Below are 16,351 nucleotides of genomic sequence, written 5' to 3'. Positions count from 1 at the left end.
AAGCCTTGTTAAAGTAACAAGGCTATTTTTATAAACCGAGTAAACATGAAAATCCTCGTTATTGAAGACTCTGAAGCACTAAGACGCAGCTTGCAAGTTGGCCTTAGCAACCTTGGTTTTACCGTAGATGAAACTGGTGATGGCTCTGAAGGGTTGAGTATGGCACTGAGTGGAAACTACGACCTCCTCGTACTTGATTTAATGCTACCGAGCGTTGATGGCATGAGTATTTTACAAGCACTGCGCAGCAGTAATAGCCAAAGCCGTGTGCTAATTTTATCGGCACGAAGTGAGCCTCAAGATAAAATTAACGGCCTTATGAAAGGCGCTGACGATTATTTAACTAAGCCATTTTCGTTTGAAGAACTCCATGCTCGTGTCCTTGCATTACTTCGTCGTGGTTCACTGCAAAACCAACAAAATACCCTAACCGTAGGTGATTGCGTATTAGATCTGTCACTTAAAACTCTTCACTACAAGCAACATGCCATTGAGCTCACGCGTAATGAATATAAAATAATAGAATGCTTATTTAACGCCCCAGAGCGAGTATTGGGGCTTGAGCTTATAAGTGAAGCGGTGGTAGGTCAGTTTGATATGCTCTCTAAAAATGCGCTTGAAGCACACATCTCAACCATACGTAAAAAAGTAAGACAGTTTGATGGCGAGCTCCCGATAAAAAATAAACGTGGATTTGGTTATGTCGCAACAACAAAATAAAAATCACTCAATAAAACGTAAACTCGTTAATAATATTAGCGCCGTGATCTCAGTTATTTTATTCACCATATTTTTAACCGTTGATTTAAGTGTTGATACTTGGGTGGAAGATCAGTTTAATCAGTCTTTAACTAATAAAGCTAACTACTTAAAAACCTTAGTTGAAGATGACAACAACGTGGTTGAATTTGATTTTGCTGGTGAGTTTATGTCGGAGTATGAAGCAGCCGATGCCACGGAGTTTTACCAATTATGGCATGGCCGTGATGTGTTTGAGCGCTCGGACTCATTAGCGCTTTATGAAAATGCTAACCTGCCTTTTTTAGAAATGCCGATTAACGAATCTAAAATTATAGATTACGAGCTTCCTAACGGACGTGATGGTCGCGCACTTATAAGTCACTTTGTAGCCCAAAAAGATGATAGAAACCCCACTCACTCTGCTGTTTTTAATACCATGACACTTGCAATCGCAGCGCCGACAGCCGAACTTAATAAAGTACTGATTATTATTGATGTCGTCTTTATTTTAACCTGTGTGCTTGGTGTGTTTGGTGTGCGCTATTTAGTGACACGTATTGTAAATAAAGGCCTGCATCCTCTACACAATTTAAACGACCAAATTAAGTTACTCGATATTACCGGTGTTGCGCAAACAATAGAAAGCGACTTTAAAGTAGAAGAAATAGAACCTATACGTAACGAGCTAAATAAGTTTATTACCGTTAATCAGCAACTCTATAGTAATGAAAAACGCCTAACAAGCGACATTGCACACGAGCTTAAAACCCCAATAGCTGAACTCATAAGCCTCTCAGAGGTGGCTATTCGCTACCCTGACGATAAACGCATTAGCGACACCTATACCAGTGATGTGCTTAATATTTCACAGCGTATGAAAACGATTGTTAGCAACCTCTTATTATTGCAGCGCTCAAGTAGTAGTGCTATGCAATTGGATGCACAAAATATCATGCTAAACAACTTAGTAAATCAAATTATTGATGAGCTGACCTTTAAGCATCCAAGTATTAAAACGCGTTTAAATAACGAAATAAGTGACGAGATTACACTTAATGCTGACGAATTTAGTTTAAATACCATTTTGTGTAACTTAATCGATAACGCACTATTTTATGGACTTCCTGAGGCGCCAATTAAATTAACTGCCGTAAATAACAGCACAAACATGACCATCTCTGTTAGTAACAAAGTAAATAAACCACTAAGTAATGAACAGCTAACTGCTATTTTTGACCCGCTCTATCAGCTAGATTCATCTAGAACTAATAACCAGCGCCATGGTTTAGGATTATCAATTGTACAGAGCTTATGTAACTTAAATGGCTTTACTATTACGGCCAGTAATACCGAAAACAATACGTTAACGTTTATATTAACGTTACCTCTGAAGTAAATTTAGGTTAGTATTTACACTACTAATTTTGAGATTTTAAGGACAAACCATGAATGCTCTTACCCGTATTAGCCACTTTTTTATTGTGGCATTACTTATAACATTTAGCCTTAACAGCTATGCTGCTCCTGCCTTATATAAAATAGAAAAAAATGGCGTTAGCTCTTATTTATTTGGCACTGTACACGTTGGTGATGCCAGCATGAAAGGCTTACCTAACAATGTAATCAATGCGATTAGTGCAAGCAAAGAAGTGATTGTTGAAGTTGATATAAGCAAACTTACACCACTTGAAATGCAACAGCGCTCAATGCCATTTATGATGCTAAGTGACGGTAAAACATTACAAACTGAGCTTTCAAAGCAAAATTATACCAAGCTAAAAGATTACTTTGCTAAAAAGTCGATTGATATTGCTATGTTTAATGGCTTAAAGCCTTGGGCTGTTATGGTGACTATGATGCAAATTGAATTTCAAAATGCAGGATATTCAGATGAAACCGGCATAGATAAGCAAGTGCTTAGTTATGCTAAAGAGCATAATATTAAAATTGGCGAGCTTGAAACCCTAGAACAACAACTACAAATGTTTGATGGTATGGCGCTATTAAGCAATGAAATGATTGAAGAAACCTTTGAGCAACTAGCCGATATTAATACTTACTTTATCAAGTTAGTTAATGCATGGAAAAGCGGTGACATGGACACACTAACCGATTACTACAACATGAGTTTTGATGACAGTAATTACGGTGAAATTAGCGAGCAAGTAATGCTAACTAACCGCAATAATAATTGGGTTAAACAACTCACACCGCGTTTAGCAAACGAGCAGCTATTTATTGCTGTAGGCGCTTTGCATTTACCTGAAAAACACGGGTTACTTAAACAACTTCGAGATAAAGGCTTTAGCGTTACTCGTCTTTAAAATAAAAATGGGTTGAGTGAATTCTCGCTCAACCTTTCTGTGAGTTTTTAATGAAAGTCTTCCATTTTTAAGTAATTCTCTATTCCTTTAATTTTGTCTGCCGCATGATGATTTACATAAATCACAGTACTTGTATTGGCAGCACAAATTTTCTCTATTAGTAGCAGTACACGCTGCCTGTTTGCTTCATCTAAGCCCAAGCAAGGTTCATCTAAAATAAGTAACGTTGGATGTTTTACCATAGCTCGCACAATTAATAACATACGCTGATCGCCGTACGATAGCTGGGTGAATGAGGTATTTTGTTTATCACTTAAACCAATAAATGCCAGCCACTGTTGAGCAATATTAATTTGTGCGTCGCTCGGTTTTTGATATAAACCTATGCTGTCGTAAAATCCTGAAACAACAGTATTTAAAGCCGATATACTTACGCGGTAATCCATATGTAGCGCGTTAGATATAAAACCAATATGCTGTTTTATATCCCAAATACTCTCCCCTGTGCCACGTTTAAAACCGAACACTTCAATGTCATTGTTATAACACTGTGGGTTATCACCTGTTATTAAATTTAATAAGCATGTTTTGCCTGAACCGTTCGCTCCACTAAGCTGCCAATGCTGATGCTTTTTTATAGTCCAATTGAGATTTTTGAATATGCTTACATCACTGTAACTAACTTTAGCATTACTCAATTTAACTAAGGTATTACCGGTGAATGCCTTTTGCTCTTGCTCGGTATCAGGAGATGGCACATCCAATGAAGTATGCTCTAAATGAAGTAATTTTAGTAAGTCACTTAATTGCTCACTACTTGGCTTTGCTAAAGTATGTAACAAGCAGCCTTGGTTTACATAACCATAGTGAGTAATGAATGAAGGGATTTCGTCTAGGCGGTTTAGCACAAAAACAAAAGTAATCGTGTGGCTAAGCTCTATAAGTATTTTATTAAGCTGCTGGCACGATTGTACGTCGAGCCCATCAAAAGGCTCGTCAAGCACGACTAACTCACTATGGGAGCTGAGTGCTTTTATAAGTAGGAGTTTACGAGTTTCACCCGTTGAAAGGTCTCTAAAATGCCTATTTAGTAATGAGCTAAATTTAAATAATTCTATTAGCTGCGCTAATAATTCATCATTATTACTATGCCCTGTAAAAATAAGGTCTTTAACGAGGGTGTGCTTTTCATGCTCTAATTCTTGAGCTAGTAACTGTTTATGTGAATCTGAAGACACGAGCATAAGCTTATTAATACTACTTATACGCTTACCACTTTCGCACTTAGCTTCACCAACTAACGCAGCTGTCAGTGCAGATTTACCGGCTCCATTAGCACCTAGAAGCAGCCAATGTTCTCCTAGATTAACTTGCCAATCTAGGTTGCATATGTCGTAACGACTTTTGCCTTGTCCTTGTAAGTAACCATTAAATTGCTCAAGCGTAATTGACTGCACTAACTTTTCCTAATAAACCTTAAAACAGCAAGTTAACGTATATTAAAAGTGCTTAGCAAGCTTGTTACCTGCAAAATTAATTTATTTCACTAGGGCGTGTTGATCTTTGTGGATTGAAATTTGTTCAATCTAGGGACGATTAAATCGCGGCGCGAGGTTTGTAACCTAGTGGGCTAAGTCAAAACCGAGTAAAGCTTCCGCGTCCTGCTCACGCCCCTTACCTACATCCATGTAGGCAACAAAGAGTTAATCGTCCCTAGAAAGAACCCGATGGGCAGCGCATGTTTGGTATTTATACTGCGTTATCGCCTATTTATGGGGAATAACCACACTACATAGGCTCTGCCTTGCCTAAAAACCAAACATACTGCTGCAAATTCAACTACCAAAGATCAACACGCCCTAGCAACGCTAATACTATTTAATGCGTCTTTAATTGCTTGCTGACTTATTGGTTTATGCATATGAAGGTTAGCCCCGTATTTATAAGCTCGCTCTATATCATTTTGTGAAGTATTTGCTGTTATAACAATAATTGGCATTACTTTATTAAGATCAGAGCGTATTTTTTTAATCGCCTCAAACCCATCCATTACAGGCATATTTAAGTCCATAAAAACAATATCGTACTGATTTTCACTCACCATATCACACGCAACTTTACCATTTTCTGCGCAATCATAGCTTAAACCTAATAGACTAAGTATGCGGGTTAATAACATGGTGTTTAATGGATTATCTTCAACGACTAAACACGTTAGCTTGTCGTTTACTTTAAGAGGTGTTGGGAGGTCTTTACTTATTGTCACTGGTAAACACAAAGACACCAAAGCACCATGAGTTTTATTATTTGTAAAAGTAATTTCACCATGCAGTGCTTTTACAACGTATTGAACCCGGGTTAGGCCTGTTCTTAACCCTTGAAAGTGATTAGTTTGTTTAAAAGAGTCAAATTCAAGACTGGTAATCTTCTTTGAAAAGCCACTGCCAGTGTCACTCACCGTTAAATGAAATTCATCATTTAAAAGCTTAGCTGAAACAGTAATTCCACCTTTTTGTGTAAACTTAATAGCGTTACTAATTAACTCTGTAAGTGTGTGCTGCAAACGTTGATGATCCAATTTACATACACAATTTAACGATTCATCTAAACAACTAACTAGTTTTAGGCCTTTTTGCTTACACGCATGCTTGTAAGCTATTACTACTTTATTACATGACTCTAGAAGGTTTTCATCATTTAAATGCGGTACCCATTTACCTGCACTTAAAGCCTGCAAGTCTTGTAATTCATCTAATATGGCTATTAACCTAAGCGCGCAATAGTTAGCTTGGGTTTTAACGCTTTGCTGTTTATCAGAAACCTCTAGCTCCTCAATAGACGTAATTAGTCCCTGCAAAGGTGTTCTAAATTCGTGACTAGCCCTGGCAATAAAATGTTCTTTATTTTGGCTTGTTTGATGAACAAAATCTTTTTGTTTTTTTAGCTCTAAAAGCGTGTCTGAAACCTCTTTTTCCATTGGCATAAAAACAAATCTTAACTCAACAAGTAATAATGTCATTGCCAATAACCAGCATAGTATCTCTAGGTTGGCGACCCAATTTACTTTTTTAACTGCTTGAGATTCAAACAAGCTCACTGCCTTATCAAGCTTTGTTAATAACGTTTCAACATGCTTAATAGAAAATACTGAGTAGTTTATCTCTCCTTGCTGATACAAAAGCCGCTCTGTTTGTTCTATATAGTCAAATACCGCTTTATCTAGCCCAATCGTTTCACCAAAATATAAGTCTACTAACGCTGGATTTAAGTAAATGTATTCGTCATCAGAGTTTTTAGTTAATAATATTTGATGGGAATTTTTAAATGTATTTAGGGACTGCTCAAGTAACTCAGAATGAGCTGGCGAGTAATTACTGATGTTAAGCATAGCGTTACTGTGCCAAGCAATTTTCTGTGAGAGCATACGCTGGCTACCAGCGATGTTAATAATTTTTGCATCAAACTTTTGAACAGAAAAACTATGCTGCATTAATAAAGCAGAGCCACTTATTAATAGCGCTATTGCAATTAAAGCCCATCGGTAACGTGTTCTCACGCTTTTAATAATATTGAACATGTATAAACCAGTTTTTTATATAAGTGTAGACTAATTATTTAAAACGAAGAATCAGTCAAAATAATTAAGCAAATTATTAATACCCAATAAAAAAGCCCAGCATCAAGCTGGGCCATAGTCGTAAAATTATATTAGCGATTCTCTAATCGATTATAATCGAACATTCCATATTCTATCCCACGATACTTTTTAGCTGTATCGTGCAATATATCGCTATATTGCCAAAACTGTGGATGAGTACGTCGAATGCCGAACTTAGATTTCAGTGCACCATAATCAGCTTCTATTTGCATCATAGGCAATTGCTCGGCAAAAGCATTTACTTGCTGCTCGTTATTTAAATACCAAATAGCTGCTGGATAATCTCCGATAAACCCAGGAACAATAGTCGCGGTATCTTCATCATAAGCACGTTGGCCATCTTCGTTTAATAAACTAGAAATATTGTAGTGCGCATTATGATGAATAATAGTGTAGCCCTTATGGCTATCATCTTTTTGCTTTACAAGTACAAAAGAAAGCTGAGGTAATAAGTTTACCGCTTTTGCTGGCATGTTACTTACAACATTTAACGGCTTTGGCACTTCAGTGTAGTTGTATTTTTCACTTAAAACTGGCGCTAAGGCTTCTTTCATCAAGGTATATAGCTCATGCTGTGGATCATCAGTTTTATAGCTAATACCACTTGGCTGGCTAAATTCTCGGTTATTTTTAAAGAACTTAGATAAATCTGGTGGTGAATTACGATACCACTGCTTTTTGATTTGATTACGTTTAGCCTCAGGTAACAATGCTAAAAAGTTTTGCTCTCCCTCTAAACGTAAAAAATCCATATATAGGCGTGTCACTAATTGATGGCCTATATTTCCGTACACATCAAAGCCTGCTACAAGCAAATAGTGAATACGCTCAAACAAAGCATAATCTAATATCCAGGTGGTTTTAGGCTCTTGACCAATAAAACCTTTAACTACAGTTGCACTATCAAAATGGCGGAAAATAGTTAGTGCCGCATTTTTATTATGCCCATCACCTTTCCAAAGTAAGTCTGTTGTAAGGTGCTCACCACCTTTGAACATTTTGTTAGCCAACTCTACTTTCGCCTGTAAATACTTTTTCTCGCGAACTGAATATTTAACCCAGCTAGAAATGGGTAAGGCATTACTTTCCTCAGCGGCAGGAAGCTCTAATGCCTCTTCATGTTGCATTAGCATTTCCCCTACAGCCGGAGTCGCTACTTTATTAGGATCAGCAAAAGCCACCCAAAAATGATCGTTTATAACATTTAAAGCAATCTGACCACGACAAACAGGCCCTTTTATAAAGCCCATAATAATTAACTCTGCCTCATCAAGCATAAATTGATACTTAGAATTAATTGGAATAACTTCGAAAGTTTTAAAAGGGTTAGATGCTGCCTTAGCCTCATAACTCGGCATTTGCGTAACCGTATAATCTGGTGCAATAAACTGCTCATATAAACGCAGTAATTTAGCTTCATTAAGCTCAAGAGGTAAATGTGTTTTAGAAAGTATGGTTGTACGCTCTTGCATAAAACGATAATAAACACGGCTAACTTTAGGGTCATCGTATGGGCGACGCGTGTTAATTAACTTTATTTCCTCACCAGGAGGCGTACTTGAGCGAACTAGTTTGAAAAAGCTTTGTGGGTTTTCTGAAGTAAAATAAATATGTGCTAAAAACCAATGCTCATAAATATACCGTGCTGATAACTGATACTTTAAGCTATCTTGATTTAAAAATGCTTCCCAGCCCGCTATTTTATTCTGATCATATTTACTCGGTGGCTGAATATGTGACATTTTACCGCCACCTTTAAGCCAGTTCTGTAGGTGATTAAACTCTTCACGCGAAACACCAGGTAAACCATAGGGCATGCCGCCATGAGGTTGATCACTTGCCAATCGGTCAAACTCCCCCATTGTTGCACAGGTTTGCGAACGCGCTAACGAAAAGTCAAACTCATCACCTAACACTTCGTTTACTGGCAATTCATGGCTTTGCTTTAACACTAAGCTATTAAATAACACACTGCCCGCTAAGTTAGCTTCTTCACTTTGTATGCGCTCATTTAGCACTGGCGTAAAGTTTTTTTCTCGCCATTGCTGAGTATTAGTTGCATCAAATAATAAACGGCTTGGGGTCGTTGCCAATAAACGAGTTCCATCGTAAACAAGCTCTTTACTCAACCCCCGGTCAATACCTTCAGGGGATGAGAGCTTCAGTTGACATGGTGCATCGTAACAACCATGACAAACTACGCAGCGGGTATCGAGTACAGGTTTTACATTTTGTAAAAAATCAGCACCAGCACCTGTTGTATGAGGCACCATTCTCTCTTGTGTTTGTTCAGGTCCAAAAAGATCATCGTAGTGAGCATTTCCCAAATATGCACAACCACTTAAAATAATGAGTACTATCGTACTTATTAGTATTTTTCTCATTCGTCGTCCTCATCACCTAAATCAAAGGTGGGCATCATATCCATTTGAGGAGAAACGAATGTATTCTGACCTTCAGTATTCAAAACAATACTTAAAAGAGGGCCATGCGTTAATGTTATCTGCGCATCGTGCTCTTGATCTAATATAGCTAAGTACAGAGGATTAGTTATAAGCAACTCATAACCGCTAACAGTAATAGCGACACTGCTATCTTCACTTGGGTTCTGGCAAATTTGAGCAAGTAACTCATCATCAAGTCCAATTGATATTTCAAAATCAGGCTGCTCTAAGTCTCTATTACTTAATGATTCATCTAATAGAAATAAAGGGAGGGTTAAATTACTATCTTGTTCAAATTCCATTGCGTTCTCTGCACTTTCTGACGATTTAATTGACGAGTATTATATCAAACTAGCGAGCAAATTAACGCTAAAGCTAATGTAACTGTGTTTAAACGTCATCCATAACAGATTCGATCACCGAAAATACAGCACCTTGAGGGTCGCATATAACACTAAAACGACCAACATCTGGGATATCTGTTGCAGGAACACATACTTGTCCACCTAAGCTAGCGGCTTTACTAACAATTACATCGCAACTCTCTACTGCAAAATAAATCATCCAATGAGCAGGGGTATCATCAGGCCATTCACTTGTCATTTCAAGCATACCGGCAATTGGTTGTCCATCGACTAAAAATAAAATGTAGTCCATCCCTTCCATAGGCTTTATTTCGCTTTCCCAGCCTAGTAAAGCACAGTAAAAGTCTCGACTTACTTTACTATCTCTTGTTGCTAACTCATGCCAATAAGGCGTATTTAATTCACCTAAGTGCTTACAACCTTTATGCTCATTTCCCTGCCATAGTGCAACAGTTGCGCCTACTGGATCTTTTAGCATAAGCATGCGACCTGCATTCATAACATCATGAGGGCCGGCAATAACTTCAGCACCCAGTTCTTTTGCTTTTAGCGCACAATCATCAACATTATCGACGGCAATGTAAGCCAACCAATGACTTGGGATACCTGCACTAATTTGCTCTTTAGGCATTTCGTACATTGCAGCGATATCATCACCTTGCTTTTGTAGCATGGTGTAGTATATGTTCTCTCCAATGGGTTGATCGTCATACCCCCAATCAAATAAAGATGTATAAAACGCCTTACCGTCTTTCCAATTGTGCGTACAAAGCTCTGACCAACAAAAAATACCATGCGGATGGTTTTCAACTTTACTCATGATTAAGCCCTTATTATTCTAATTTTACCTAAACGAACTCTGTCACATTTTATAAACGAGATAATGGAACAGACCATAAATTGAGATTAGAGCAATAGCTAAGCGGAGTCGATAAAAGAAGGGCAAAAATTCGTTATTCAGTTGTTTCATATTTGAGGTTTTTAACGCAGTTAGGGTCAGATTTAACCTCTCAAATGGATTAAATATTATTGCTGACTGATATAAATGATTTACTAAGAAGTCCTTCGATCTAGAGGAATCCCTGAATCACTTTTCTGCAGACGTAAAAAAGCCCGACTATTTCTAGTCGGGCTCTCTACAATTTGAAGCCTGGTACTGTCGTAGTGCCCACAGCGGTGGAGAGTCACATAACAAATGCTACACTATCGTTGGTCGGGGCTCGCCTTCGAGCTGTTTTGTTTGACTACCGAGTTCGGCATGCAAGTTCTATATAGCCTATAGGCTTTTTCTAAACCTCAGAAAGCAAAAAACCCGTCACATTGCTGTAACGGGTTTCTTTAATTTGAAGCCTGGTAATGTCCTACTTTCACATAGCAAATGCTACACTATCATCGGCGCTGTTTCGTTTCACTACTGAGTTCGGCATGGGATCAGGTGGGTCCAAAACGCTATTGTCACCAAGCAAATTAGGGCGTTAATCGTATCTCTACGCATTAACTGAATTTGGAAAATATCTGATAATATTTTTTAAGTCTTTCTAAGTAATTTCTACTTTAGTTATATTAACTTCTGTCTAAACTGTCGCATAAAACGCGTTTGGCGTTGTATGGTTAAGCCTCACGGGTAATTAGTACAAGTTAGCTTAATGGCTCACACCACTTCCACATCTTGCCTATCAACGTTGTAGTCTTCAACGGCCCTTCAGAGACTTTAAAAGTCTAGTGAGAACTCATCTCGAGGCCTGCTTCGCGCTTAGATGCTTTCAGCGCTTATCAGTTCCGAACGTAGCTACCGGGCAATGCCATTGGCATGACAACCCGAACACCAGCGGTTCGTTCACTCCGGTCCTCTCGTACTAGGAGCAACCCCTCTCAATTCTCAAACGCCCACGGCAGATAGGGACCGAACTGTCTCACGACGTTCTAAACCCAGCTCGCGTACCACTTTAAATGGCGAACAGCCATACCCTTGGGACCGACTTCAGCCCCAGGATGTGATGAGCCGACATCGAGGTGCCAAACACCGCCGTCGATATGAACTCTTGGGCGGTATCAGCCTGTTATCCCCGGAGTACCTTTTATCCGTTGAGCGATGGCCCTTCCATTCAGAACCACCGGATCACTATGACCTACTTTCGTACCTGCTCGACGTGTCTGTCTCGCAGTTAAGCTGGCTTCTACCATTACACTAACCGTACGATGTCCGACCGTACTTAGCCAACCTTCGTGCTCCTCCGTTACTCTTTAGGAGGAGACCGCCCCAGTCAAACTACCCACCAGGCACTGTCCGTAACCCCGATTCAGGGGCCAACGTTAGAACATCAAAACTACAAGGGTGGTATTTCAAGGACGACTCCACAACAACTAGCGTCGCTGCTTCAAAGTCTCCCACCTATCCTACACATGTAGGTTCAATGTTCAGTGCCAAGCTGTAGTAAAGGTTCACGGGGTCTTTCCGTCTAGCCGCGGGTACACAGCATCTTCACTGCGATTTCAATTTCACTGAGTCTCGGGTGGAGACAGCGTGGCCATGGTTACACCATTCGTGCAGGTCGGAACTTACCCGACAAGGAATTTCGCTACCTTAGGACCGTTATAGTTACGGCCGCCGTTTACCGGGGCTTCGATCAAGAGCTTCTCCCTAAGGATAACCCCATCAATTAACCTTCCGGCACCGGGCAGGTGTCACACCGTATACGTCATCTTGCGATTTTGCACAGTGCTGTGTTTTTAATAAACAGTCCCAGCCACCTGGTCACTGCGGCTCCCGTCCGCTTAGAGAGCAAGTCTCATCACAGATAGGAGCGTACCTTCTCCCGAAGTTACGGTACGATTTTGCCTAGTTCCTTCACCCGAGTTCTCTCAAGCGCCTTAGTATTCTCTACCTGACCACCTGTGTCGGTTTGGGGTACGATTCCATATAATCTGAAGCTTAGAGGCTTTTCCTGGAAGTATGGCATCAACAACTTCATCACCGTAGTGACTCGTCTCGTGTCTCAGTCTTAATAGCAACCCGGATTTACCTAAGTCGCCAACCTACTCACTTTCACATGGACTACCAACGCCATGCTTGTTTAGCCTGCTCCGTCCCCCCATCGCAATTATATCGAGTACAGAAATATTAATCTGTTTCCCATCGACTACGCCTTTCGGCCTCGCCTTAGGGGTCGACTTACCCTACCCTGATTAACATGGGATAGGAACCCTTGGTCTTCCGGCGTGGGAGTTTTTCACTCCCATTATCGTTACTCATGTCAGCATTCGCACTTCTGATACGTCCAGCATACCTCCCGGTACACCTTCAACCGCTTACAGAACGCTCCCCTACCACTCAGAATAAATTCTGAATCCGCAGCTTCGGTGCATAGTTTAGCCCCGTTACATCTTCCGCGCAGACCGACTCGACCAGTGAGCTATTACGCTTTCTTTAAAGGATGGCTGCTTCTAAGCCAACCTCCTGGCTGTCTGGGCCTTTCCACATCGTTTCCCACTTAACTATGACTTTGGGACCTTAGCTGGCGGTCTGGGTTGTTTCCCTCTTCACGACGGACGTTAGCACCCGCCGTGTGTCTCCCGGATATTACTTTACGGTATTCGGAGTTTGCAAAGGGTTGGTAAGTCGGGATGACCCCCTAGCCTTAACAGTGCTCTACCCCCGTAAGTATTCGTCCGAGGCTCTACCTAAATAGATTTCGGGGAGAACCAGCTATCTCCCGGTTTGATTAGCCTTTCACTCCTAGCCACAGGTCATCCCCTAACTTTTCAACGTTAGTGGGTTCGGTCCTCCAGTTGATGTTACTCAACCTTCAACCTGCCCATGGCTAGATCACCGGGTTTCGGGTCTATACCTTGCAACTAGTCGCCCAGTTAAGACTCGGTTTCCCTACGGCTACCCTATTCGGTTAACCTCGCTACAAAATATAAGTCGCTGACCCATTATACAAAAGGTACGCAGTCACCCAACAAGTGGGCTCCTACTGCTTGTACGTACACGGTTTCAGGTTCTATTTCACTCCCCTCACAGGGGTTCTTTTCGCCTTTCCCTCACGGTACTGGTTCACTATCGGTCAGTTGGGAGTATTTAGCCTTAGATGATGGTCCACCTATATTCAGTCAAAGTTTCACGTGCTCCGACCTACTCGATTTCACTTAAAATGTCTTTTCATGTACGGGACTATCACCCTGTATCGTGGCACTTTCCAGAGCCTTCCATTAACACATAATAAGCTTAAGGGCTGTTCCGATTTCGCTCGCCGCTACTTTCGGAATCTCGGTTGATTTCTTTTCCTACGGGTACTTAGATGTTTCAGTTCTCCGCGTTCGCCTCGTTAACCTATGTATTCAGTTAACGATACCTGCAAGCAGGTGGGTTTCCCCATTCGGAAATCCTAGTCTCAAGCGCTTTTTACTAGCTTGACTAGGCTTATCGCAAGTTAATACGTCCTTCATCGCCTCCAACTGCCAAGGCATCCACCGTGTACGCTTAGTCACTTAACCATACAACCCAAACGGGTCTTTGTTTTGTGACAGTTTAACTTCGCCAGAAGTTAATATTGAATACTAAAGTAGATACCAATCAATCAACGTAAAACGTTAATCAAATGGCACTGAATGGTACTGCTACCATTCTTTTTTACTTTTGAAAACTCTTGATAAATACAATGTATCTATCAGAATTTTATTATCAGCTTTTCCAAATTTTTAAAGAGCAAGAGATACAAAAACCTCTCAAAATTAAACACACTCTATTCTCAGGCAGTTAATGGCCCGATAAAGAATATTTATTTTTAAGAAGTAAGAGTGGTGGAGCTAAGCAGGATCGAACTGCTGACCTCCTGCGTGCAAGGCAGGCGCTCTCCCAGCTGAGCTATAGCCCCACATATGCTGGTACTTACTGTTTTAACCATCTTCTTGATTAGACAAGAAGTGGTGGGTCTGAGTAGATTTGAACTACCGACCTCACCCTTATCAGGGGTGCGCTCTAACCAGCTGAGCTACAGACCCAAAACAATAAGTGTTGTTCTCTTTACAATAACAATCATCTGTGTGGACACTACGAACAAATAAGTTCTAAATCGTATAAGGAGGTGATCCAGCCCCAGGTTCCCCTAGGGCTACCTTGTTACGACTTCACCCCAGTCATGAATCACTCCGTGGTAAACGTCCTCCCGAGGGTTAGACTATCTACTTCTGGAGCAACCCACTCCCATGGTGTGACGGGCGGTGTGTACAAGGCCCGGGAACGTATTCACCGCGTCATTCTGATACGCGATTACTAGCGATTCCGACTTCATGGAGTCGAGTTGCAGACTCCAATCCGGACTACGACGCACTTTAAGTGATTCGCTTACTCTCGCGAGTTCGCAGCACTCTGTATGCGCCATTGTAGCACGTGTGTAGCCCTACACGTAAGGGCCATGATGACTTGACGTCGTCCCCACCTTCCTCCGGTTTATCACCGGCAGTCTCCTTAGAGTTCTCAGCATTACCTGCTAGCAACTAAGGATAGGGGTTGCGCTCGTTGCGGGACTTAACCCAACATCTCACAACACGAGCTGACGACAGCCATGCAGCACCTGTAGCAGAGTTCCCGAAGGCACCAAACCATCTCTGGTAAGTTCTCTGTATGTCAAGTGTAGGTAAGGTTCTTCGCGTTGCATCGAATTAAACCACATGCTCCACCGCTTGTGCGGGCCCCCGTCAATTCATTTGAGTTTTAACCTTGCGGCCGTACTCCCCAGGCGGTCTACTTAATGCGTTAGCTTTGAAAAACAGAACCGAGGCTCCGAGCTTCTAGTAGACATCGTTTACGGCGTGGACTACCGGGGTATCTAATCCCGTTTGCTCCCCACGCTTTCGTACATGAGCGTCAGTGTTGACCCAGGTGGCTGCCTTCGCCATCGGTATTCCTTCAGATCTCTACGCATTTCACCGCTACACCTGAAATTCTACCACCCTCTATCACACTCTAGTTTGCCAGTTCGAAATGCAGTTCCCAGGTTGAGCCCGGGGCTTTCACATCTCGCTTAACAAACCGCCTGCGTACGCTTTACGCCCAGTAATTCCGATTAACGCTCGCACCCTCCGTATTACCGCGGCTGCTGGCACGGAGTTAGCCGGTGCTTCTTCTGTCAGTAACGTCACAGCTAGCAGGTATTAACTACTAACCTTTCCTCCTGACTGAAAGTGCTTTACAACCCGAAGGCCTTCTTCACACACGCGGCATGGCTGCATCAGGCTTGCGCCCATTGTGCAATATTCCCCACTGCTGCCTCCCGTAGGAGTCTGGGCCGTGTCTCAGTCCCAGTGTGGCTGATCATCCTCTCAAACCAGCTAGGGATCGTCGCCTTGGTGAGCCATTACCTCACCAACTAGCTAATCCCACTTGGGCCAATCTAAAGGCGAGAGCCGAAGCCCCCTTTGGTCCGTAGACATTATGCGGTATTAGCAGTCGTTTCCAACTGTTGTCCCCCACCTCAAGGCATGTTCCCAAGCATTACTCACCCGTCCGCCGCTCGTCAGCAAAGTAGCAAGCTACTTTCTGTTACCGCTCGACTTGCATGTGTTAGGCCTGCCGCCAGCGTTCAATCTGAGCCATGATCAAACTCTTCAATTAAAAAGTTTTATGTCTTTCGACAGCTCAATGAATTCTGAATTTTTTAATATCTTTCGATATTGAATTGACTGTGCCGAATAATTACCGAAATAACTATTCTGTTGGTCACTCAGTTTTCAATTGAGACTCTAATTTGTTTGCCTCGCTACTTAAGTAGCTTGGCTGTTAGAACTCAATCTGTACGAGTGCCCACACAGATGATT

At 41.4% G+C, this 16,351-nt stretch carries 8 protein-coding genes, 2 tRNA genes and 3 rRNA genes; 3 read left to right on the top strand and 10 right to left on the bottom strand.

Annotated features, from left to right (window positions below):
• Positions 1 to 45: 45 nt before the first annotated feature.
• The 3 genes from AC5NT5_RS01575 to AC5NT5_RS01565 are packed head-to-tail and all read left to right on the top strand — an operon-like array spanning position 46 to position 3,065.
• Complete coding sequence (locus AC5NT5_RS01575) at positions 46 to 720, top strand: response regulator transcription factor (RefSeq protein ID WP_007377292.1); 675 nt, start codon at positions 46 to 48, stop codon at positions 718 to 720.
• Positions 701 to 2,137 carry a sensor histidine kinase gene (locus AC5NT5_RS01570; protein ID WP_494513243.1) on the top strand — a complete coding sequence of 479 codons (1,437 nt, stop codon included), beginning with the start codon at positions 701 to 703 and terminating at the stop codon, positions 2,135 to 2,137. The genes AC5NT5_RS01575 and AC5NT5_RS01570 overlap by 20 nt, the downstream gene beginning before the upstream one ends.
• Before the next feature lie 49 nt (positions 2,138 to 2,186).
• Entirely contained in the window at positions 2,187 to 3,065 is an 879-nt protein-coding gene (locus AC5NT5_RS01565; RefSeq protein ID WP_494513242.1) for a TraB/GumN family protein, read from the top strand.
• Between the two features lie 47 nt (positions 3,066 to 3,112).
• Here AC5NT5_RS01565 and AC5NT5_RS01560 read toward each other — a convergent pair whose 3' ends face one another.
• The 10 genes from AC5NT5_RS01560 to AC5NT5_RS01515 form a co-directional block, all read right to left on the bottom strand.
• The gene (locus AC5NT5_RS01560; RefSeq protein ID WP_494513241.1) at positions 3,113 to 4,522 is read right to left on the bottom strand and encodes an ATP-binding cassette domain-containing protein; all 1,410 of its coding nucleotides are present in this window, start codon (positions 4,520 to 4,522) and stop codon (positions 3,113 to 3,115) included.
• Positions 4,523 to 4,914: 392 nt separating this feature from the next.
• Positions 4,915 to 6,642: a response regulator gene (locus AC5NT5_RS01555; RefSeq protein WP_494513240.1), complete on the bottom strand. Its 1,728-nt coding sequence runs from the start codon at positions 6,640 to 6,642 to the stop codon at positions 4,915 to 4,917.
• A 131-nt stretch (positions 6,643 to 6,773) separates the two neighbouring features.
• Positions 6,774 to 9,107 (bottom strand): fatty acid cis/trans isomerase, encoded by a 2,334-nt coding sequence (locus tag AC5NT5_RS01550; protein ID WP_494513239.1) that lies wholly within the window; start codon positions 9,105 to 9,107, stop codon positions 6,774 to 6,776.
• Positions 9,104 to 9,469 carry a hypothetical protein gene (locus AC5NT5_RS01545; protein WP_002959878.1) on the bottom strand — a complete coding sequence of 122 codons (366 nt, stop codon included), beginning with the start codon at positions 9,467 to 9,469 and terminating at the stop codon, positions 9,104 to 9,106. Before AC5NT5_RS01545 ends, AC5NT5_RS01550 begins: the two co-directional genes overlap by 4 nt.
• 88 nt (positions 9,470 to 9,557) lie before the next feature.
• Positions 9,558 to 10,352 (bottom strand): VOC family protein, encoded by a 795-nt coding sequence (locus AC5NT5_RS01540; RefSeq protein WP_182672741.1) that lies wholly within the window; start codon positions 10,350 to 10,352, stop codon positions 9,558 to 9,560.
• 528 nt (positions 10,353 to 10,880) lie between these two features.
• A 5S ribosomal RNA gene (gene rrf / locus AC5NT5_RS01535) occupies positions 10,881 to 10,995 on the bottom strand.
• Between the two features lie 144 nt (positions 10,996 to 11,139).
• Positions 11,140 to 14,029 (bottom strand): 23S ribosomal RNA (locus AC5NT5_RS01530).
• A 304-nt stretch (positions 14,030 to 14,333) separates the two neighbouring features.
• Positions 14,334 to 14,409 (bottom strand) — tRNA-Ala (locus AC5NT5_RS01525).
• A gap of 50 nt (positions 14,410 to 14,459) precedes the next feature.
• Positions 14,460 to 14,536 (bottom strand) — tRNA-Ile (locus AC5NT5_RS01520).
• A 76-nt stretch (positions 14,537 to 14,612) separates the two neighbouring features.
• Positions 14,613 to 16,148, bottom strand: a 16S ribosomal RNA gene (locus tag AC5NT5_RS01515).
• The 16S, 23S and 5S rRNA genes sit together here with 2 tRNA genes alongside, the layout of an rRNA operon.
• Positions 16,149 to 16,351 lie beyond the last annotated feature (203 nt).

This window comes from Pseudoalteromonas sp. J2K-J599, assembly GCF_059295115.2.
This window is presented reverse-complemented; position numbering and strand designations above follow the sequence as displayed.